Raw genomic sequence first — 20,816 nt, 5'->3', positions numbered from 1 at the left:
AGCAATCCTGATCATGTCCACAACATTCGACAGGGCCCGCGCCGCGGGCCTTCGCGCTGCCCTCGTCCTGTGCGTTGCCGGTTCCCTCGCCGCATCGGCCTTTGCCGCCGACCCAGTGGAAGTCGCGATTGCCGACGGCACGCTGCGCGGAAGCGCGGAAAGCGGCATGGCCGTTTTCAAGGCCATTCCTTATGCTGCAGCGCCCGTGGGCCCATTGCGCTTTGCGCCTCCTCGGCCGGTACCGTCCTGGCAAGGCGTGCGCGACGCCACCCATGACGCGCCGGCCTGTGCGCAACCCGCCTCCGGAGACCCCGCCGGACGGGCGAGCGACAACGAAGACTGCCTCTACCTTAATGTCTTCGCGCCGGCCGCACACGACACGCCGCGCCCCGTGCTGGTGTGGATTCACGGCGGAGGCTGGCAGGAAGGCTATGCGAGCGCCAGCCAGTACGATCCTTCGGCGTTGGTGCACGAAGGCGGCATTGTCGTGGTCAGCATCGATTACCGGCTCGGTCCATTGGGCCTGTTGGCGCTACCTTCGCTGGACAGCGGCAACGCGCTATCCGGCAACGAGCTGATTCGCGATCAGCTGGCCGCATTGCGATGGGTGCAGCGAAACATCGCCGCGTTCGGCGGCGATCCGGCACGGGTCACGGTGGCCGGCGAATCCGCAGGTGCGAATTCGGCGTTGGCGCTGCTCGCGTCGCCCCGGGCGAAAGGGTTGTTCCAGCGTGCGATCGTCCAGAGCGGCGTCGATGACGCTCACGTCAATTCGCGAAAGACGGCCTACGCTGCGGGCGAAAAGCTCGCGAGCGACCTGGGGTGTCCTGCTGGCGCAGAGCAGGCCACCTGCCTGCGGGCCCTGCCGGTCACCTCGATTCTCAAGGGCTGGCGCAAGATGCATCTGGTACAGGATCCTGAACTGCTGCCAGTCGATCCCTATGCCGCGTTCCAGCAAGGAACGTTCAACCGGATGCCTGTGCTTGTGGGCACCAATCTGCATGAAGACTACCTGTTCGCCTCAGGACAGGAAGCGCAGTTGAACCGCAAGCTCAACGCCAAAGACTACGCAGCAGGCCTGGAATCCACCTTCGGGCCGCTCGCCAAAGCAGCAGAGACGCTTTATCCGCTCGACAAGTCGGCATCGCCGGCTGCCGCGCTGGGCGATGCCGTGGGCGATCTGCGATTTTCCTGCTATATCGACATGGCGCGTCAAGACATGTCCCGCTACACAACGGTATTCGGCTACGAACTCGACCAGCCGGATCCGCCTCAGCAGCAGCCGCGCAAAACCTGGTCGCTGGCAAACACGTCGTACCACACCACCGATCTGGGCTATCTGTTCGACAATGCCAATGGCCCGCTGCAGGGCAAGGACGCGATGCTCGGGCGGCAGATGCGCGCGTACTGGATCAATTTCGTACGCGATGGCAATCCCAATGGTTCCGGTCTGCCCAGGTGGCCGCAGTTTGCGGCCAGCCGTCCGCTGATTCGCAGGCTCTCGACTTCCGGCGGGGTCACAGCCGATTTTGCGAGCCGTCATCATTGCCCCGCAGCCGAGGACGCCGGTCTGGTTACGCGCAGTTGGCCCTGAATGGACCCTGGGTTGCCCCGAAATTGGGCATTGCCCGGCAAGCCGTTAGCTGAACTTGTGCTGCGGCGACGTGTTCGACGCCGTCGAGCTACCCGCTGTGGGGTCAGGCTTCAGCACAGGGACACCGCCGGCTGCGCCCGGATCCAAAGCCGACACGGGAAAGAGAACGTTGGAGGAGTAATGCAGGCAGACCCACTCCACCTTACTGGGACAAATCGGATCACTTTCAGATAGCCAACGGGTGCCGCAGTGGCCGCACCGGTAATACCGCACCATGATGGCGGGCCGCCGAAGCCGGCGCATGCGCACCGGGTTGCGCGTCTCGACCAGCCCGTCATGGCCGGTCGGATCTGGACTCTCCTGCATTCCGGTGCACGCGTCGCAGGTCATGGGCATTGATCTGGCGGTGGAGGGTCCACGCACTATAGCACGCGGTGCCGGACCGCCCTGGAGGCGTCCTGGCTCAATGCCGGCGCGTACAGCGGATCGGCTCCCATCTCGTCGAGCGTCTGATGAGTCGAGAGCGGGCCGTCGATATGCTACGGATACGGACTATGCGCCACCCGACCGGCGACGGGTCTCGCGCAAGCGCCCTACGATACCCTGTGGAAAGTAATAAACGCAGAGAATGAACAGCAACCCGAGCCACAAAAGCCAGCGCTCCGGATCGAAGAGGCGCGACAGGACCGGCACTGCCGATACGGCGTGGCTGGCGAAGCGCATCAGGTCTTGCAGATAGGTCTGCGTGACGACGAACAACGCTGCACCGACGGCCGCGCCATACAGTGTGCCCATCCCGCCTATCACCACCATGAGCAGGATATTGACCATGACGTTGAGCGATAGCGACGTGTCGGGACCGTTATAGCCGAGCCAGAGCGCCATCAGGGCTCCGGCCAGCGTGGCGAACAGGGCCGAGAGCACGGTGGCGACGGTGCGATAGACGAAGGTGCGGTAGCCGATCGCCTCGGCGCGGAACGCGTTTTCACGTATCGCCTGCAGAACGCGCCCGAACGGCGAATTGACGATGCGCAGCAACACGAGGAACAGCACCAGCGCGATGGCAAAGACGAAGTAATACGCAAGCAGCCGGCCATCGGGATGCACGCCGAACCAGCGCCGCTCGCCGAGCGAGAAGGCTGGGCTGAGCCACCTCGGCACGCTGAAGGTCAGACCATCCTCGCCGCCGGTCCAGTCGGACAGGCGCGAGACCAGCCCGCCAAAAGCCGTGGCCACCGCGAGCGTGATCATCGCGAAGAAGATCGCGCGCACCCGCAGCGAAAACACCCCGATCAGCGCCGCCAGCACCAGGGAGACGGCAAGCGCGGCGCACGTGCCAAGGAGGAGCGACGCCCAACCGGGCTCGAAGCGCGACATCGCAATCGCCACCCCATAGCTGCCGATGCCGAAGAACATCGTGTGGGCGAACGAAACAATGCCGGTGTAGCCGAGCAACAGATCGTAGCTCGCCGCGAGCACGACGAAGATGCAGATCTTCGCCGCAGTGTCGATGGCGCGCGCGCCCGTGAACAGAAACGGCGCAAAGGCCAGCGCAAACAGCAGCGCCGCCACGAGACCGGAGAGCGTGCGGCTGCCGGGCAGGTCGGCAGAAAGCAGTCGATTCATCAACGTTACGCTCCGCATTCAGCGCCGGGCCACGGGATAGAGCCCCTGCGGGCGCCAGAGCAGGACCAGCATCATCAGGGCGATATCGGAGAACATCGCCACCTGGGGGAAGAGGAAGCTCGTGTAGTTTTCCATCAGCCCGATCAGCAAGGCGCCGATGAAACAGCCGGTGGTCGAGCCGAGCCCGCCGATAATGACGACCATGAAGATCAGCACGTTGAGCTGGGCGCCGATCGTGACCGAAACGTTCTGCTGGTAGAGTCCCCAGAGCGCGCCGCCGAGTCCGGCGAGCGCCGCGCCAACCACGAATACGCCGATGAACACGCGATTGATCCGGTAGCCGAGCGCTTCGACCATTTCGCGGCTTTCCACGCCGGCGCGGATCAGCAAGCCGATGCGCGTGCGGCTCAGCACGAGCAGCATCGCCACGAACACGGCCAGTCCCAGCGCCATGGCGAGCAGACGATACTTCTCGATCGCCGCGCCGCCCAGCAGGACAGCGCCTTCGAGGTGAGCCGGCACCGCCAGCGCAATGTCCTGGCCGCCCCAGATCACCTTGATCGCTTCCTGCGCAACGATCATGCCGCCCATCGTGACGAGGATCTGCTTGAGGTGCTGGCCGTAGACCGGCCGCACGGCCAGGCGCTCGAACACGAAACCGATGGCGGCCCCCGCCGCCATCGCGGCGAAGGCCGCGAGACCGAGCACGCCGAGATTCAGGCCCATGCTGTCCGCGGAGCTCCATGCGGCCAGCGGCAGCATGACCGATGCGCCCACATAGGCCCCGAGCGCCACGAAAGCCCCATGGCCGAAGTTGAGGACGTCCATGAGGCCGAACACGAGTGTCAGGCCCGACGCGACGACGAAGATGATCATGCCCATCGCCAGTCCCGCCACGCTCAGCGTGAACCAGGTCGATCCGCTGCCGACGAGCGGGTACGCGAGCACGATCACGAGCGGCACCAGCGCGAGCGGGATCCAGTCGAGCCGCGCTTGGGGCAAGGCAGCAGGCGCAGCCGCTGCGCCTGCCTGAGACTTCGGGGTAACGGTGCTCACGTGTTTGGGTCTCCTCTTTATCCGGATCGCAGCGGCTCACCGCGGATCACTGGTGCGCCGCGAGCGACAATCCCAACAAACGTTGCTGCAGCGCTTCGTCCGCGGCAAGGCCGGCCATCGTTCCGCGATGAACGACGCGCCCGTCGTCCATCACCGCGACCGTGTCGCCCACCGAGCGCGCCATATGGAAGTTCTGTTCGACCAGCAGGATCGAGATCGCGGTCTGCCGCAGTTCGAGGAACACTTCGATCATGTTCTGGATGATCGCGGGCGCGAGCCCCTTGGTCGGTTCGTCGACGATCAGCAACTGGCGCGGCTCGATGATGGCGCGCGCCACCGAGAGCATCTGCTTCTGGCCGCCCGACAGCACGCCCGCGCGCTGGCGCCAGAACGTCTTGAGCGCCGGAAACATGCGGAACACCCAGTCGAGCCGTTCGGAGTCCAGATCGCCGCTGCGCGCCGCGAGCCGCATGTTCTCGGCAACGGTCAGGTCCGCGAACACGCCCATGTTTTCGGGCACATAGGCAATGCCGGCACGCGCGATATCCGCCGTGCGCTGTTTCGCGATCGGTACGCCGTCGAACTCGATGGTGCCCGCGCTCGGCCGCCACATGCCCATGATGGTGCGCAGCGTCGTGGTCTTGCCGGCGCCGTTGCGGCCCAGCAGCATCGTCACGCCGCCGCGCGGCACCTCGAAGCTCACGCCGTGCAGGATGTGATACGGGCCGATGTGGGTCTCGACGTCATGCAGCCTCAGGATGGGGTTCTCGGTCATGGCAGGCCTTCGGGTCAGGACGCGACGCCCAGATAGGCCTGCTGCACGATCGGCGAGGCCATCGCCTCGGCCGGATCGCCGTCGGCCACGAGCGTGCCGTTGTGCAGCACGATAATGCGGTCGGCGAGCGAACGCACCACGTCCATCTTGTGCTCGACGAGCAGCACGATCTTGCTGCTGTCGCGCTTGATTTCGTGAATCAGGTCGAGGATCACCGGCACCTCGTCGACGCTCATGCCGGCCGTGGGTTCGTCGAACATGAAGACGCGGGGTTCGAGCGCGAGCATCATCGCCACCTCCAGCTTGCGCTGATCGCCATGCGGCAGCGAAGCCGCCGGGAGATGCCGCTTTTCCGCCAGCGCCACCCGCTCGAGGCAGGCTTCGGCCTGCTCGCGCAGCGCGCGATGCGCACTCCACACCGAGAGCAGATCGAACGCCTTGTGCCGGCGCGCCTGCACGGCGAGCCGCACGTTCTCGAACACTGAGAGGCGCGGAAACAGGTTGGTGAGCTGAAAGGCGCGGCCGATGCCGCGTCGCGTCTTCGCCGGCACCGGGAGGCGCGTGACGTCTTGACCGTCAAGCAGCACGTGGCCGGCGCTCGGCGGCAACTGCCCCGAGATCAGGTTGAAAAAGGTCGTCTTGCCGGCCCCGTTGGGGCCGACGATGCACGTCAGTTCGCCCGCCCGGAACGTGCACGACACCGCATTGACGGCCACATGGCCGCCAAAGCGGATCGTCAGTTCGCGCGTTTCGAGCGTCCTGCCGGGTGTGCTCCCGGGCGTGCTCACTGATGGTTCTCGATGGGCACGTCCATGTCGGAGGCCTTGATCTCGTTGACCAGCTCCGGCACGGCCCACGTCAGCTTCGGATCGACCGCGATCTTGAAGTGATACATGGACTGCATGGCCTGGTGGTCCTGCTTGCGGAACGTCATCGCCCCCTTCGGCGTCTCGAACGACATGCCTTCCATCGCGCCGATCAGCTTGTCGGCATTCGGGTCGCCGCCGGTCTTCTTCAGCGCGTCGACGAGCGCGATGCCGGCCGCCACGCCGCAGACGGTAAAGAAGTCGGGCGGTTCCTTGTAGCGCGCTTCATAGGTGGAGACCAGCCAGTCGTTGGCCTTGTTCTTCGGGATGCCGTAGTAGTAATACGTTGCGCCTTCCATGCCCGGGAAACGCTTGTATGCAGCAAGCGCCGGCAGGATGTTGCCGCCCGTCGCGATCTGGATGCCGTAGCGCTGCGGATCGAGATCGGCGATCTTGAACGGATTGCCCTGCCCGGCCCACAGAATGAAGATGACCTTGCGGCCGGGTTGATCCTTCAGCGAATCGAACAGGTGTTGGGCCGCGGCCGTGAAGTCGGTCGTATTCAGCGGCAGGTACTCTTCGTGCACGACCTTGGCGTTCTTCAGCGCGCCCTTGAAGGCCTTGATGCCGTCACGCCCGAACGCATAGTCCTGTGCCAGCGTGGCGATTTCCACGCCCGGCTGGTCGAGCGCCCGTGCATTCGCAATCGCGTCCTGCGAGGAATTGCGCGCCGAGCGGAACACATAGCGGTTCCAGTTCTTGCCGGTGACCGAATCGGCCACGGCCGAGTCGACGAGCAGGACCTTCTGGTACTGCTGCGCGATCGGCTCCATCGCCAGCGCCTCGCCGGAGCCGGTCGCCCCGACGGCAACGTCGGCGTGGTCGTCGTTATACGCCGCTTCGAGCTGCGCGCGGGCGACATCGGGCTTTCCCTGGGTATCCTTGTGAATGACGACGAGCTTGTGACCGTCCACGCTCATCGTGCCCTGCGTCTCGTACTCGATGCCCAGCATGAGCCCCGTGTCGGTTTGCTTGCCGTATACCGACAGCGGGCCGCTGTCGTCGTAGACGTGTGCGATCGTGATGTCCGTCGCGGCGCCCGCGCTGCCTGACGCCAATCCCGCCACCGCGAACAGCGCGCATACCGCCAGTTGCCTGCCGTGCATCTGTGTCTCCTGGGTTGAGTTTGTTGTCGTTCTGTGCATTCAAGGCGCCGCGAAACCGGCGCGTTCGGCAATCGCAACAATATGGGCGACGAATGCATTGTCGTCAACGTTCTCGAGACCGCGAAACGCAACGCCAGGTGGAGAGGAAACGCGTTGCCACGCGAAGGCAAACGGTGCCGACGCAACTTTCCTCTCACCGTCGAAGACTTGTGACTTCCACCAATAGGAGAACCGCACGATTTCGGCTAGCCTGCGGCGGCGCTGCTTGCGCGCCGCGCGCGGCAGACCCGGATCAGAACCGCGTCAGAATGCCCGCGAACACGCCCGTTTGTGAGCCGCCAAAATTCGGATCGGTGCGGGTGTTCGCCGCGCCGCTCGCTGGGTCGTTGACCTCGTTCGCGCCATAGGGATCGCTATAGCCGTCGCCCAGCCCGATATTGGAAGTCGAGCTGTTGCGCACGGTCGCCACTTCCGAATAGAACGTGGTGCGCTTCGAGAGCGCGTACGTTGCCGTCAACGTGTAGAGCGTGGCGTTGCCGTTGCCGTGGTTCGCGTTCGTGTGATAGACGGCCGCGCCGAACGACGTAAAGGCCGTCACGTTCCAGCGTGCGCCAAGCCATTCCTGCTCGGCCTGGGTTGGCAGCGACGTACCCGAAGGCTGCGCGGTCGGCGCGCCGTCGCCGAAGTAGCCGACATTGGACGCCTGCGGCGCGTCGAGCAACTGATAGCCGCCGTAGAACGTCACCCCGCCGATCGTGTACGTGCCGCCGGCCATGATCGAGCGCGAGTTCACGTAGACGTTGTCGAACTGGCCATTGCTGTCACGAATCTCGTCGTAAATCGCCATCAGGCGCGCACTGCCGATGTCGTAGAGAAACTCGATGCCGTCCGAGCGCCCCTGCGGACCGCCAAGCTGCCCCGGGCCGCTGCCCGGATTGCCCGCGTTCCATGTGGCGCTATTGGTCAGATCGTACTGCCCCTTCACCCGCAGGCCGCCCAGCGTCGGCGACGTATATTCGAACCCGTTCGAAGCCGTCGACCAGTTGCGGCCACGCACCAGCGTCTGGATGCCATAGAGCATCATCAACTGCGGGTCGAGTTCGAAGCTGTCCTGCTGAAGTTCGTACTCGCCCATGTTGCCGACCTTGAACGTGCCCCAGGCGTCATTGGTCGCGCCGACGATCGCCTGCCGGCTGAACAGCGTGCCGCCGAGCTGGCCGTTCAGCGAATTGAAGCCGGCCTCCAGCGTGAAGATGATCTTGGTTCCGCCGCCAATCTCCTCCGAGCCTTTCACGCCGAAACGCGGCACGTCCCAGTTTCCGCTTTCCATCGTGAATGCGTTGCCTTGCGGCATGCCGGTCTGATACTGCAGGCCCGTATCGATGCGACCATAGAGCGTCACGCTGCTTTGCGCATGCGCGGCGCCGGACACGCCCAGTACGGAAGCGAAAAGAAGCCACTTTTTCATGGAACGGATCCCCATTTTGGTGTGAGCACAGCTTTGAAATGAATCGGCTTGCACGCGTTCCGGGATTTCATGGCCGGCCGTTTAAGCAGGAGTCCTTGATGAATCCGTTGCGATGCAGGGATCGTCTGCCTGTTTGCGGGTCATGCGGTCACGTGAGCGGCGCGGGCCGGCGCGGGTCAACCCGTTCACGGCCGCCATCCGCTTGATTGCCCGCAGTGTATGCAGGTCGCGTAGAAAACAAAAACTTATTATTGTTATCTGTCTATAAATTCAATTTATTCTAGCCGGCGTCGTGTGCGGCCCCCGCAGGCGTTGCGCCCGTCGAATCGGTGGCCATAAATTCAATCTTCGATCCTATAAAAAAACAAAATTATTTTTTATTCTGCGGATCCGTATAGTGGTGGCCAGTTTCCAGCGCGCAGGCAAGGCGAGCCGCCCGCGCGGCACTGACATACCGGAGAGGACATGGCGTTAAAGCTTCGCGGCGATCCATTCCCTGCAGATGCGCACATGCGGCCCCCGGTCGTCGTCGGCCAGCGAAATAAGCGCAATGGAGCGCGTGACGCACGGCTTGTCGAGCCGTATCGCGATGAGCTCCGGATCGTGCAGATGCATCGTGTAGAGGCTGGGCAGCACCGCAAGCGCAAGACCGTTGCGCACGAGTGCGTAGAGCGACTCGGTGTATTCCATGCGATAGCTGACGCTCAGGCGCAAATTCTCGGCCATCCCGGTACGTTGCAGCGCGTCGCTCACGCTGCCGCGCACGAATACCGCGAGCGGGCGATCGGTCAGCCGGCTCCAGTTCACCGTGCGGCGCTTCGCGAGCGGATCGTCGCGCCGCGTGACCACCACGATCTCGTCTTCGATGAGCGGCTGGTAGTGCAGCACGGCGTCGGTGTCCGCGACTTCGGGTTCGTGCACGCCAATACCCAGATCGACGCGCCCTTCGCGGATCGCTTCGAGCAACGCGCTGTTGGGCAGATCCTGCACGACGAAGCGCAGCGACGGCTCCCGTTCGCCGAGCGCCGTCAGCGCCTGCATCAGGCGGCCGGCCACCGAGGGAATCAGGCCGATGCGCACGGTTCGCGCGCGTTCGGCGAAGGTGCTGGCCATGTCGTCGAACGTGCCGCGCGCGCTATTGAGCAGGCGTTCGGCGAGCGGAAGCACGCTGGCGCCCGCATCGGTCAGCGTGAGGCGATGGGCCGAGCGGGCGAACAGCGCGCCTCCCAGCAGGTTCTCGATCTGGCGAATCGCCGCGGTCAGGGCCGGCTGAGTCAGCGCCAGTTCGCGGGCGGCCTGCGTGAAGCTGCCGGCATGCGCGAGCACCACGAAGTACTGGATCTGTTTGAGCGTGAGCGCGGGAAGCAGGGATGAGCGGCTGGACATGGCGGGGCGCTGGAAAGACGCGATGCGCAGCAGTATAAGGTTGAACCTCAAGAGGAGAAAATGTTCGATGAGTAAGGACTCTTCCGCCGATTCCGCAACTCCGGGAGCAATCGGCGCGCCGCCCTCAGACGGCGATCGCGGCGCCGTCGCGACCACCGCGGCTACCGTAACTACCGCAACTACGGGCTGGCTGGACCGGCATTTCGCCCTGCGTGCGCGCAATACGACGCCGAGAATCGAGGCGCTCGCCGGCATCACGTCGTTTCTTGCCGCCGCCTATCTGCTCGTCGTGATCCCCTCGCTGCTCGCGACGGGCGGCATGGATCGCGGCGCGGCCACGACTTCGACCATCATCCTGTTCGTCGCGGGCACCCTTTTCATGGGGCTCTATACCAATCTGCCGTTCATGGTGGGGCCGGGTATCGGCGGATCGGTGATCGTCGGCGTCACGCTCGCGGCAACGGAGCACGTCGCCTGGCAGACCGGGCTTGGCATCGCCTTCGTCTCCGGCGCCCTCTTTCTCGTCCTCACGCTGCTCGGCGCGCGCAGCCTCGTGGTGCGGCTGATCCCCGCGCAGATCAAGCTCAGTCTCGGCGCTTCGATCGGCCTATTCATCGCCGTGCTCGGCTTTCGCAATGCGGGCATGGTCGTCGCCAATGCGAAGACCAATGCCCTCGCCCTCGGCGACTTCTCGCGGCCGGGCACGCTCGTCGCGTTGACCGGTCTCGCGGCCGCCGTGCTGCTGCAGGGCCGCCGCGTGCCGGGCGCGATACTCTGGGCCATCCTGATTGCCGCGGCCGTGGGGGTGCCGCTCGGCGTCACGCACCTGCCCGCTGCGCCGATCGCGCTGCCGCACGACATCATGCCGGTATCCTTCAAGCTCGACATTCGCAGCGCGCTGACCATCGCCGCCTTGCCGTACCTGTTCGCGTTCTTCGCCGCCGAGTTCTTCTCCACGCTCGGCACGACGCTCGCCGTCGGCGCCAAGGCCAATCTGCTCGATGAACACGGCAACCTGCCGAACATCAACCGGCCCTTCCTCGTCGACTCCATCGCCGCGATGCTTGGTCCCGTGCTCGGCATTCCGGCGATGACGGCGCTCGTCGAATCGGCCGCGGGCGCCGAAGCGGGCGGCCGCAGCGGCCTCTCGTCGCTCGCCGCCGCCGCGATGTTCGCGCTGACACTCCTGTTCGTTCCGGTGGCGCTAAGCATTCCGAAGGAAGCCACCGCACCCGCGCTGATCCTGATCGGCCTTTCGATGTTCAGCACGATCCGCCACGCGCAGCTCAGCGATTTCACCGACGCCGTGCCGGTGCTGTTCATGGTGCTGCTCACGCTGATGTCCAACAGCTTCGGCACCGGCATTGCCGGCGGCCTCCTCGTCTACGTGCTCGTGAAACTGCTCGCCGGGCGCCTGAGCGAGGTGCCGTGGGGCCTTGCCGTGCTGGCCGTTCCGCTCGGCTACTATTTCTGGACCGTCGTCAAGCCGCATTGAAGCCGCACGGTGAATCCGCGCAGTAAATCCGTCTGATCGCAACACCATAGAAAACATGAACGAGACACCAGGCAACGTACCCGCCTCCCGCACCGGCATCGTGGTGACGCCGGCCCATCGGGCATTCTTCCGGGCGATTCCAAAAGTCGAACTGCATTGCCATCTGCTCGGCGCGGTCCGCCACCAGACCTTTGTCGATCTCGCCGAAAAGCGTCGGGCGCCGATCACGCGCGAGGAGATCGACGCGTTCTACACGCGCGGCGAGAAGCCGGTTGGCGTGTTGCGCGTCCTGCGCGCGCTCGACGAACACCTGCTGGCCGAGCCCGACGACCTGCATCGCATTGCTTACGAATATCTCGAGGACGCCTCGGCGCACAACGTGCGTCACGCCGAATTCTTTTGGAACCCCACCGGCACCGTGCGCGTATCGAAGATTGCATACGGCGACGCGCAGGCCGCGATCGTCATGGCGATTCGCGACGCGGCGCGCGATTTCGCCATCTCGGCGCGGCTGATCCCGAGCATCGACCGCGAAGCCGATCCGGACGAAGCCGTGGCGCTGGTGGAATGGATGAAGCAGCACCGCGTCGAGGAGGTGGCCGGGCTTGGCATCGACTATCGCGAGAACGACCGGCCACCCGAATTGTTCTGGAAAGCTTATCGTCACGCGCGCGAAGCAGGGTTCCGGACCACCGCGCACGCGGGGGAATTCGGCATGCCCTGGCGCAACGTGGAGACCGCCGTGGACCTGCTGAAGGTGGACCGCGTGGACCACGGCTATACGATCGTGGACAATCCCGCGCTGGCCACGCGTTATGCGGCAGCAGGAATCGTGTTCACCGTGGTCCCGACCAACTCCTGGTATCTGCGCACGCTGCCCGCCGACCAATGGGCGGAACGCCATCCGATCCGCCGGATGCCGGGCCTCGGCCTCAAGATCCATCCGAATACCGACGACCCGACGCTGCACAAGGTCACACCCAGCGAGGCGTGGGAACTGATGTTCAGCCACTTCGGCTTCGGCATCGACGATCTGCGCGCGTTCATGCTCAACGGCATCGACGGTGCGTGGGTCGATGAAGCCACGCGCGATGGCTGGCGCGCGAGCTGGGTGCGGGAGTTCGATGCGGGCGCGGCTACGTTGCGTTGACTCAGCCCTGCCGCTGCCCGCGCAAGGACCGCGTATTGCGCTCGATCGCCATGAGCAGGATCAGCACCGTGAGAAAGCCCGCGAGCGCCAGCAGTATTCCGAGCGACGACCGGAATTGCCCGCTTCGATTGTTCTCGGCCTCGATGGCGTTGGCGGCCAACGTAACACGCTCGATCTTCATATGCGCGTACTGGCTCATCGCCGCCGCCACATAGCGTTCCCGATCGTCCCATTCCCAGGTCGCCGCGTGCTGGCTGGCGCGCGCGATCACGTCGGAAAGTTCGTCCAGGAACGGCTGCCGGTCCGGGGGCGGCACGCTTCCCAGCCAGCCATCGAGCACCGTCTGGCTCGCGTCGTCCTGATTCAGCACCGCGCGAAGCGCAGCCGGCACCACGAGGCCCGCGGCGCCCGCCACGTCGAGCGTGGGCGCCGCGCCGTTCGACAACGCGTCGTTGGCCGCCTCGGTGCCCGGGATCGTGCCCAGCACGTCGCTGGCCGCGACGGGCGGGTCGGCGATCACACCCGTACCTGCGGGCGCGGCAAGCGCGAAGACAACGGCGATCATGCCCATCACAGCAGCGACCAGCGCGACGATACACAGAATGCGTGCCGTGCCCAGCAAGCGGCGTTCCACCTTGTCTGCAAGACTCATTTCGACCCCGTAGACCTCTACCTCGGCTTCCCGGCGCATCTCGAACACCCGAAAAAAAACCCAGCGGCGACGCTGGGTGAGGGGAAGTTGCCGCCGTCGCTGCCAACGGCAACCGGACGTCCTGTCCGTCAAAGCTGAGGCACAACGGTCACGCGCCATCGTTTCCTGCAATGATCGAAAGCCCATTGCAAAGAACGATCACGACGTGACATGTATGGCAATTTAGGCGGGCAGGCTTAAACGAAACTTAAATTCACGGACTTTCGCGGCGCGGGAAATTACCGAGGCGTCGTGTACCATTGCTCGCTAGACTGCAACGTGCGACCGGGGTGCCCGCGCCCGGCCTCTTTCCCGGAAACCGAATGAATTTGCATCGATCCTGCGCCGCCATGCTGCTGGCCGCGCTCCTTGCCGGATGCCATCACCCGGCATCGGCGCCCCAGGCCACCGGCACGGCAAACACGAACCCAGCGGCCTCGCAACCGGTCTCCGAACCGATGGCAGCGACCGCAGCGACCGACGAGCTCAACAATCCCAACGGCCCGCTCGCGAAGCGCAACCTCTATTTCGATTTCGACAGCGACACGGTGAAGGGCGACTACCAGCCGCTGTTGCGCGCGCTCGCCGACTACCTGCGACGCCATCCGGGCCAGCACGTGCTCATCCAGGGCAACACCGACGAGCGCGGCTCGGACGAGTACAACCTTGCGCTCGGCGAGCGCCGCTCGCAGGCCGTGCTGCATGAACTCGAAACGCTCGGCGTGCCCGATTCGCAGATCGAAGCGGTCAGCCTTGGGAAGGAAAAGCCCGTCGCCCTCGGGCACGACGAAGCATCGTGGGCCCAGAACCGGCGCGCCGACCTCGTTTATCAACCGCAGCCGTAGCGCAAGCCCTCAGAACCCGCCTGACTCCTGGCCCGCGGATTGCCGTCGCCGGTCGTCGTGTTCCTCGCGAAACGCCCAGCCGAAGGCCTGAACCTCCGACTTGTGCAGTGCAGCCAGTTTCGCGAGGCAACGCTCGCCCTCCGGCGTGAGGTGCACCTGAACCTGCCGCCGGTCATGCGAACCCGGCACCCGGCGGACGAGCCCGGCCGCCTCGCAGCGCGTGACGAGCGCGACGGTCCCATGCGAGGACGCCTGCAGACGCTCCGCCAGTTCGCCCACCGTGGCCCAGTCGCGGTCGGGGAAAGCACGCGTGTGCAGCATCAGCATGTATTGCAGCGGCGTGACGCCCTCGGCATGGACGATTTCTTCCGAATACCGCAAGAATCGACGCAGTCGATAGCGAAACTCCGAAAGCTCCCGCAGATCCGCTTTCGTCACTTTTCCAGTCGTTTTGCGGCGCGTCATAGGCATGGGCCTCTCGATGCAGTAAGGCTCGGGGCGAAAACAAGGTCACTTTGCGACATAAAATACAGGCGTAGCGCGGAGGGCGTTCAAAAGGCCATTGTAATGGAGCGTCCGCTTCGGATGACGCCCATCCGAGGCCCCTTTCCTCCCGTGCGCCCGATAAACCGGCTGTAAAAGTGGCCATGAAAATGACTGCCTAAACGGCCTTGCAAAAATGGCGATCGTGCTCTAAAAATCATTTAGTTTGACTATCTACTCGTCGCTCTGCGGGGGCGGCGGATCTCTATCGGAGCGAGCGCGACAGTCCATGAGTCTATTGGAGCTCAGAGGCGTTTCAAGGTACTTCGGCGCCATTCACGCCCTGACCGACGTGACGCTCAGTCTGGAGCCGGGCCAGGTGGTCGGGCTCATGGGCGACAATGGAGCCGGAAAGTCCACGCTGGCCAAGGTGATCGCCGGCAACTTCCCGCCTTCGCATGGCGAAATGCTCATCGACGGCAAGCCGGTCCATTTCAGCAAACCGATCGATGCGCGCGCCCGCGGGATCGAGGTCGTCTATCAGGACCTCGCGCTCTGCGACAACCTCACGGCAGCCGCCAATGTCTTTCTCGGCCGCGAACCGCGGATCGGGTTCTGGCCTTTTCGCGTGCTCGATCACGCGACCATGTTCCGGCGCGCCGGCGAACTCTTCAAGGAACTCAAATCCGAAACGCGCCCGCACGACCTCGTGCGGCAGATGTCGGGCGGCCAACGGCAGGCGGTGGCGATCGCCCGCACGCGCCTTTCCGAAGCGCGCCTCGTCATCATGGACGAGCCGACGGCCGCGATCAGCGTGCGCCAGGTGGCGGAGGTGCTCGAACTCATCAAGCGGCTGTCCGATCACGGCATCGCCGTCATTCTGATCAGCCACCGCATGCCCGACGTCTTCTCCGTCGCCCACCGCGTGATCGTCATGCGGCGCGGGCGCAAGGTCGCGGACAAGAGCACGGAGGCGTCCTCGCCGGAAGAAGTGACGGGCCTCATTACCGGCGCCATCGCCGCCGCCTGAGCCGGACATGCACGGGAGCCAAGAATTGAACGAGCCGCCTGGAAGGCCGACCCCCACGCCGACACTGCTCGACGACCCGCAGGCAACGAAGACCCATACGCCGTGGAGCGGGCTCGTCGCGAGCCAGGTATTCTGGGTGGTGCTCGCCACCATCATCGGCTGCATCGTACTGTCGTTCGTGACGTCGAGCTTCGCGACCTCGCAAAACCTCTTCAACGTAACGCGCAACTTCGCTTTCGTCGCCATTGTCGCGCTCGGCATGATGGCCGTGATCATTACGGGCGGCATCGACATTTCCGTCGGTTCGACGATCGGCGTCTCCGGCATCGTGCTCTCGGTGGTCATGAACGCCGGCTACCCCATCTGGGCCGGCATCGGCATGGCGCTGTTGACCGCCGGGCTTGTCGGGCTCGTGAACGGCGTGCTCATCGCTTACCTCGACATGCAGCCCTTCGTCGTCACGCTCGGCATGCTGAGCATCGGCCGCAGTCTCGCGCTCGTGATCTCGCGCAGCCGCACCATTTTCGAGTTCGGGCCGGACGGCAGCCAGCTGCTTGCGCTCGGCGGCGGCAAGACCCTCGGCGTCGCCAATCCCGTGTGGTTCCTCGTCGTGCTCGCCGTCGCCTTCTGGTTCGCCTTCCGCTGGACGCGCTGGGGCCGCTACGTCTTCGCCGTCGGCGGCAACCGCCACGCGGCCAACCTCGCGGGCGTGCCGGTGCGCCGCATCATCTGTTCCGTCTACGTGCTCGGCGGCCTCATGGCGGGCGTCGCGGCCATCCTCGAAGTCGGCTGGCTCGGCGCGGTGACGACCGGCCTCGGCACCGGCGACGAACTGCGCGTCATCGCGGCGACCGTGATCGGCGGCAGCAATCTTGCGGGCGGCGTCGGCAGCGCCTTCGGCACGGTCGTGGGCGCGGCGCTCATCGAAGTCATCCGCAACAGCCTGATCCTGCTCGGCGTCGATTCGTTCTGGCAGGGCACGGTGGTCGGCAGCTTCATCATCGTCGCGGTGCTGCTCAACCGGTTCAGCGGAGACCGGCAACGCAATTGAGGGTATCCGGGTGCCGCGAACGGCGCCGGGGTACGGAGGACGCAGGACACCGCGCGCGACGACCGGACGCCATCCGGCCGCATCGCGCGATGCTGCGGGTGAGCCCGGATGCGCAGGCAGGTGAAAGCGGGCTTTTCATACGATGTTGACGAGGTGTGTGATGAGACACAGGCGCCGTAGACCCGGCGCAACACAGGAGGCGACAATGAGAAAGGCATGGATGTGGTGTCTTGCTGCAATCGGCGGGCTGGCAATGCTGAGTAGTCCCGCCTTCTCGGCAGACAAAACGCTGGCGCTGGTGGTGAAGGGGCTCGACAACCCCTACTTCGACCTCATGCGCCAGGGATGCGAACGGGCGAACAAGGAACTCCACAAGCAAGGGTTCAACTGCTACTACACGGGACCCGCGACAGCGGCTGACGAAAGCGCGGAAGTGCAGATCATCGACGACCTGCTGACCAAGGGTGTCGCGGCGATGGCGATTTCGCCCTCGAACGCGCCGGCCGTGGCGGAAGTCCTGCGGCACCACAACGGCTCGGTCCCAGTCATCACGACGGACGCCGACCTGCTGCCGAAGGATGCTTCGCTGCGCAAGAGCTATGTCGGCACCGACAACTACGAGCTGGGCTTCAAGCTCGGCGAGCAGCTCAAGTTGCTGATGCCGAAGGGCGGCAATATCTGCCTCGTGATGGGCAATCCCGCGGCCGAGAACATCAACCAGCGCGCCCAGGGCACGCGCGATGCGCTCTCCGGCAAGAAGGGGATCGAAAAGCTCGCGGGCGAGAACGGCTGGCATGAAATCAGCGCCTGCCCGCTCTATGTGAACGACGACGCCGCCAAGGCGAACCAGATGATGCAGGACACGCTCACGGCGAATCCCACCGGCCTCGACGCCTTCGTGCTGGAGGGCGGCTGGCCGCTCTTCGCGCCGGAAGCCTATTCGCAGGTGGTCGGGCCGATCATGGACAAGATCAAGAGCGGCCAGTTCGTCATCGTCTCGGCGGATACGCTCGGACCGGAGCTGCAGGCCCTGAAGGACCACAAGGTCAACATCCTCGTGGGTCAGCGGCCTGAGGAGATGGGCTACCAGGCCGCGATGATCATGCGCGACCTCGCCCAGGGCAAGACGGTGAAGCCGCTCATCCATACCGGGCTCGACACCTGCACCTGGAAGAACGCGGATACCTGCCTGAAGCACTAATCAGTCCGCAGTCGACGCGGCGGCCGGGGCGCCCTGACCCGGCCGCCGCGTTCCGTTTACGGCATGGCGAAGATCCGCGGTCTACGACAAGGACGCCGTCGTCACTCCGCCGAGCAGCAGCGCGAGTTGCAGCGCGGAGATCAGCAGGATCACGACAATCGCGCCGATCGAAACGATGCGTCCCACACGAGCCGGGCGCAGGCGCAGCCGCAGTGCGAGGCGCGCCAGCGTGCGATTCGCGCCGATGCTGCCGAGCCCCGTCAGCACGACCGTCGTCGCCACGCCCGCGGCCATCGCGAACGTCGCGACGACGCCGGCCACGAGCGCCCCGACCGCCATGGACGTGACCAGCGCGAAGATGGCGCCGATGCAGGGCCGCACGCCGGCGGCAAGCCCGAGTGGACCGATCTGCCTCAGTCGCGAGCGTGCCGGCGCCTTCGGCGTCGAGCGAACGTCCGCTGTCGCACGGAACGCGGAATTCGTCTTGCCTCCAGCCGCTTGCGACGCGCTCGCGAGACGTTCGCGCAGATACGCGCCCTGGGCCGGCCGGCCGCCGCTTGCCTCCTCTGCGGCGCGCGGAAACCTCACTACCGGCGGTTCCTCGCAGCATTGATCGCGCGCCCGCCTCGACCGGATCGCCCAGGCACTCGTGACGCAAAGCAGCAGGTAGCTGATGGTTTCCATGGATGCCGCACGCGGCATCACGCTCATGAGGCCCGCGTGCGCGAACCCGGCGGCGCCGAGCACGAGCCCGATCGCGCTGAGCGCCTGGACGATAGCGGTCCAGCTACCCAGCAGCACGGCATCCGCCACGCGCGCGCGGCGAGACGCCAGCCACGTTCCGACCACGACCTTGCCATGACCGGGGCCGAACGCGTGAAGGACGCCATAACCGAACGACACGGCGATCAACGTCGCCCATGCGGCCAGCGACGCGCCATGCGGCCACTGCGCGAGGAAACCCTCGATCCGTGCGTTCCAGTCCGCCTGCACGCGCAGCCAGGCGCCCACGCCGGTCCGGACGAAATCCGGCATGTCGCGTATCCACCAGGCCGGCGGCGTGGCCACGCTGGCCGGCGCGGAAGCTGCGGCAGCCGCTGCCGCGGCCCCCGATGCGGCCACCGGCTGGCCGAACACGTCCACCGTCTGGGCTTGCGCGCCGGCACACATCGTGACGAGCGCGAGCGTCAACCACGCGGCGAACCAGCAAGCGAACGCGCGGCGGCAGCGCATGAGCCCGCGAGCTAGCATGTCAACGCACTCGCATGCGGCAAGACGAATCCGTTGAAGATCGGGTGCGCCTTGTCGACGACCGTATGCACCGAACAGCTCGCGGGCGCGCCGGGCGCGAACGCCACGGCGCCGTCGGACTGCGCTTCGTAGTCCACATAGTACGAAGGGTCCCACACGCCAAGCTCGACCTGCTTGCCGCGTATGTCCACGGGCGCGGCGAGCGGTAGCCGGAACGCGTACGTGATCTTGCCGTCCGCGACCGACACCTTGAAGCCGGTCGGCTCGCCGAAGGTCTGAGGATTACCGTCGACGAAAAGGTGCGTGAAAAAGAACGCATGGGCCAGCGAGACGAACGCCTGATCGTGAAACTGCTGCGTTTGCGCCGCACTCAGCAGACCGTTCGCGGGCAACTGATCGATACCGGCGAGCTGCACGGGAAAGCCTTCCGTAAAGCGCCAGGTTTCGTCGAGCGCGACGATCGACGTGTTTTCCATCCGGATGCTCGCCGTGTACGCGATCCACACGTGCGGGTGCGCCGAGGCAAGGCTTGCCGGCCAGACCAGGCACCAAAGCAAGCCTCGCAGCAACGCGGCGGAAAGGCGATCGTAGCGGGACATCGGGTGTGCGCTCAACGACGGGGAAAAGTGGCGGCCATTATTACACCAGATACGCTCATGCCGGACCCGCGAAGTAATCGAGGCCCAGCGCGCGCTTCGCCTCGGACAAGGTCTCGCCCGCCTCCTCGCGCGCGCGCATCGTGCCGCGCCGCAGAAGCGCCAGCACCTCGGCCCGGTCCGCTTCGAGCTCGCGGCGCCGCGCGCGTATCGGCGCGAGCAGCGCCTGCAGCCGCTCGTTCAGCATCCGCTTGACCACGGCATCGCCTAGCCCGCCCCGGCGATACCGGGCCTTCAGTTCGGCCACCTTGCCGGCGTCGGGCTCGAACGCATCGAGAAACGCGAAAACGACATTGCCCTCGACCTGGCCGGGGTCGCTCACGCGGAGGTGGCCCGGATCGGTATACATGTCGTTGACCGCCTGCGTGATCTCGTCGGGCGTGGCGCCCAGCGCGATCGCGTTGCCGAGCGACTTGCTCATCTTGGCCTTGCCGTCGATACCCGGCAGCCGCGGAACGGTCGACAGCACGGCCTCGCACTCGACCAGAACCGGCCGCTCCACCGTGAGATTGAAGCGGCGCACGAGTTCGTTGGTCTGCTCGATCATCGGCAACTGGTCGGCGCCCACCGGCACGTGCGTGGCCTTGAACGCCGCGATATCGGCCGCCTGGCTCACGGGATAGGTGAGGAAGCCCGCCGGGATGTCGCGCTCGAAGCCGCGCAGGCGAATCTCCTCCTTGATGGTGGGATTGCGTTCGAGGCGCGCGACCGTCACGAGGTTGAGCAGGTACTGCGAGAGTTCGGCCAACTCCGGCACCTGCGACTGGATGCAGAGCGTCGACTTCTCCGGATCGATGCCGACCGCCAGGTAGTCGAGCGCGACCTCGACGACGTTCGCGGTGACGCGCTGGTGCCGCCCCACGTTGTCGGTCAGCGCCTGGGTATCCGCCAGCAGCAGGAACTGCCGGGCCTCGTGCTGCAATTGAACACGCGCGCGCAGCGAGCCGACGTAGTGGCCAAGATGAAGCGGGCCGGTGGGCCGGTCACCGGTGAGGATAACGGGGGAATTCGCGGATGTCATGGTGTGCTGTCGTCCCATCGGTTCGATGCCGCCAGCCACGAGCGCAGATACGAAAATGCCGCCAG

The 20,816-nt window shown here is 65.4% G+C and carries 19 protein-coding genes; 7 read left to right on the top strand and 12 right to left on the bottom strand.

What is annotated here, in order from left to right:
* Positions 1-13 precede the first annotated feature (13 nt).
* Positions 14-1,594: a carboxylesterase/lipase family protein gene (locus WJ542_RS26305; protein WP_411192388.1), complete on the top strand. Its 1,581-nt coding sequence runs from the start codon at positions 14-16 to the stop codon at positions 1,592-1,594.
* 552 nt (positions 1,595-2,146) lie between these two features.
* On the opposite strand, the gene WJ542_RS26300 is transcribed toward WJ542_RS26305, so the two are convergent.
* The 7 genes from WJ542_RS26300 to WJ542_RS26270 form a co-directional block, all read right to left on the bottom strand.
* A complete protein-coding gene (locus WJ542_RS26300) occupies positions 2,147-3,220 on the bottom strand; it encodes a branched-chain amino acid ABC transporter permease (protein WP_411192387.1) in 1,074 nt (357 codons plus the stop codon).
* A gap of 18 nt (positions 3,221-3,238) precedes the next feature.
* Complete coding sequence (locus WJ542_RS26295) at positions 3,239-4,276, bottom strand: branched-chain amino acid ABC transporter permease (protein ID WP_411192386.1); 1,038 nt, start codon at positions 4,274-4,276, stop codon at positions 3,239-3,241.
* Positions 4,277-4,322: 46 nt separating this feature from the next.
* Complete coding sequence (locus WJ542_RS26290; RefSeq protein ID WP_411192385.1) at positions 4,323-5,051, bottom strand: ABC transporter ATP-binding protein; 729 nt, start codon at positions 5,049-5,051, stop codon at positions 4,323-4,325.
* 14 nt (positions 5,052-5,065) lie between these two features.
* Positions 5,066-5,839 (bottom strand): ABC transporter ATP-binding protein, encoded by a 774-nt coding sequence (locus WJ542_RS26285; RefSeq protein ID WP_411192384.1) that lies wholly within the window; start codon positions 5,837-5,839, stop codon positions 5,066-5,068.
* A complete protein-coding gene (locus WJ542_RS26280) occupies positions 5,836-7,023 on the bottom strand; it encodes a substrate-binding domain-containing protein (RefSeq protein WP_411192383.1) in 1,188 nt (395 codons plus the stop codon). The genes WJ542_RS26285 and WJ542_RS26280 overlap by 4 nt, the downstream gene beginning before the upstream one ends.
* A 292-nt stretch (positions 7,024-7,315) precedes the next feature.
* Positions 7,316-8,491, bottom strand: a complete 1,176-nt coding sequence (locus WJ542_RS26275) for a porin (RefSeq protein WP_411192382.1) — start codon at positions 8,489-8,491, stop codon at positions 7,316-7,318.
* Between the two features lie 471 nt (positions 8,492-8,962).
* On the bottom strand, positions 8,963-9,877 hold the full coding sequence (locus WJ542_RS26270) for a LysR family transcriptional regulator (RefSeq protein ID WP_411192381.1): 915 nt from the start codon (positions 9,875-9,877) through the stop codon (positions 8,963-8,965).
* Between the two features lie 67 nt (positions 9,878-9,944).
* Here WJ542_RS26270 and WJ542_RS26265 point away from each other — a divergent pair, with 67 nt between their 5' ends.
* Together WJ542_RS26265 and WJ542_RS26260 are read left to right on the top strand one after the other, a co-directional pair.
* Positions 9,945-11,372, top strand: coding sequence for an NCS2 family permease (locus tag WJ542_RS26265; RefSeq protein WP_411192380.1), 1,428 nt, complete (start codon positions 9,945-9,947; stop codon positions 11,370-11,372).
* A gap of 55 nt (positions 11,373-11,427) precedes the next feature.
* Positions 11,428-12,522, top strand: a complete 1,095-nt coding sequence (locus WJ542_RS26260; RefSeq protein ID WP_411192379.1) for an adenosine deaminase family protein — start codon at positions 11,428-11,430, stop codon at positions 12,520-12,522.
* A 1-nt stretch (position 12,523) separates the two neighbouring features.
* Here the strand turns inward: WJ542_RS26260 and WJ542_RS26255 are convergent, their stop codons facing one another.
* A complete protein-coding gene (locus WJ542_RS26255) occupies positions 12,524-13,174 on the bottom strand; it encodes a hypothetical protein (RefSeq protein ID WP_411192378.1) in 651 nt (216 codons plus the stop codon).
* A 362-nt stretch (positions 13,175-13,536) separates the two neighbouring features.
* Between WJ542_RS26255 and pal the strand changes: the two genes are divergently transcribed.
* Positions 13,537-14,058 (top strand): peptidoglycan-associated lipoprotein Pal, encoded by a 522-nt coding sequence (gene pal, locus WJ542_RS26250; protein WP_411192377.1) that lies wholly within the window; start codon positions 13,537-13,539, stop codon positions 14,056-14,058.
* 9 nt (positions 14,059-14,067) lie between these two features.
* Here pal and WJ542_RS26245 read toward each other — a convergent pair whose 3' ends face one another.
* Complete coding sequence (locus tag WJ542_RS26245; protein WP_411192549.1) at positions 14,068-14,523, bottom strand: MarR family winged helix-turn-helix transcriptional regulator; 456 nt, start codon at positions 14,521-14,523, stop codon at positions 14,068-14,070.
* A 307-nt stretch (positions 14,524-14,830) separates the two neighbouring features.
* Between WJ542_RS26245 and WJ542_RS26240 the strand changes: the two genes are divergently transcribed.
* The 3 genes from WJ542_RS26240 (at position 14,831) to WJ542_RS26230 (ending at position 17,823) form a co-directional block, all read left to right on the top strand.
* Complete coding sequence (locus WJ542_RS26240) at positions 14,831-15,571, top strand: ATP-binding cassette domain-containing protein (protein ID WP_411192376.1); 741 nt, start codon at positions 14,831-14,833, stop codon at positions 15,569-15,571.
* A 25-nt stretch (positions 15,572-15,596) separates the two neighbouring features.
* Positions 15,597-16,622 carry an ABC transporter permease gene (locus WJ542_RS26235; RefSeq protein WP_411192375.1) on the top strand — a complete coding sequence of 342 codons (1,026 nt, stop codon included), beginning with the start codon at positions 15,597-15,599 and terminating at the stop codon, positions 16,620-16,622.
* Between the two features lie 205 nt (positions 16,623-16,827).
* Entirely contained in the window at positions 16,828-17,823 is a 996-nt protein-coding gene (locus WJ542_RS26230; protein WP_411192374.1) for a sugar-binding protein, read from the top strand.
* 81 nt (positions 17,824-17,904) lie between these two features.
* On the opposite strand, the gene WJ542_RS26225 is transcribed toward WJ542_RS26230, so the two are convergent.
* Genes WJ542_RS26225 through trpS form a run of 3 tightly spaced genes read right to left on the bottom strand, consistent with a single transcriptional unit; the run spans position 17,905 to position 20,751 of the window.
* A complete protein-coding gene (locus WJ542_RS26225) occupies positions 17,905-19,074 on the bottom strand; it encodes a nickel/cobalt transporter (RefSeq protein WP_411192373.1) in 1,170 nt (389 codons plus the stop codon).
* Positions 19,068-19,673: a DUF1007 family protein gene (locus WJ542_RS26220; protein ID WP_411192372.1), complete on the bottom strand. Its 606-nt coding sequence runs from the start codon at positions 19,671-19,673 to the stop codon at positions 19,068-19,070. Before WJ542_RS26220 ends, WJ542_RS26225 begins: the two co-directional genes overlap by 7 nt.
* Before the next feature lie 55 nt (positions 19,674-19,728).
* The gene (gene trpS, locus WJ542_RS26215; RefSeq protein WP_411192371.1) at positions 19,729-20,751 is read right to left on the bottom strand and encodes a tryptophan--tRNA ligase; all 1,023 of its coding nucleotides are present in this window, start codon (positions 20,749-20,751) and stop codon (positions 19,729-19,731) included.
* Positions 20,752-20,816: the final 65 nt, after the last annotated feature.

Source organism: Paraburkholderia yinzeri, assembly GCF_046581065.1.
In the GTDB taxonomy this organism is placed as follows: Bacteria; Pseudomonadota; Gammaproteobacteria; order Burkholderiales; family Burkholderiaceae; genus Paraburkholderia.
The sequence above is the reverse complement of the archived record's forward strand: the minus strand, read 5'-3'. Positions and strand labels throughout refer to the sequence as shown.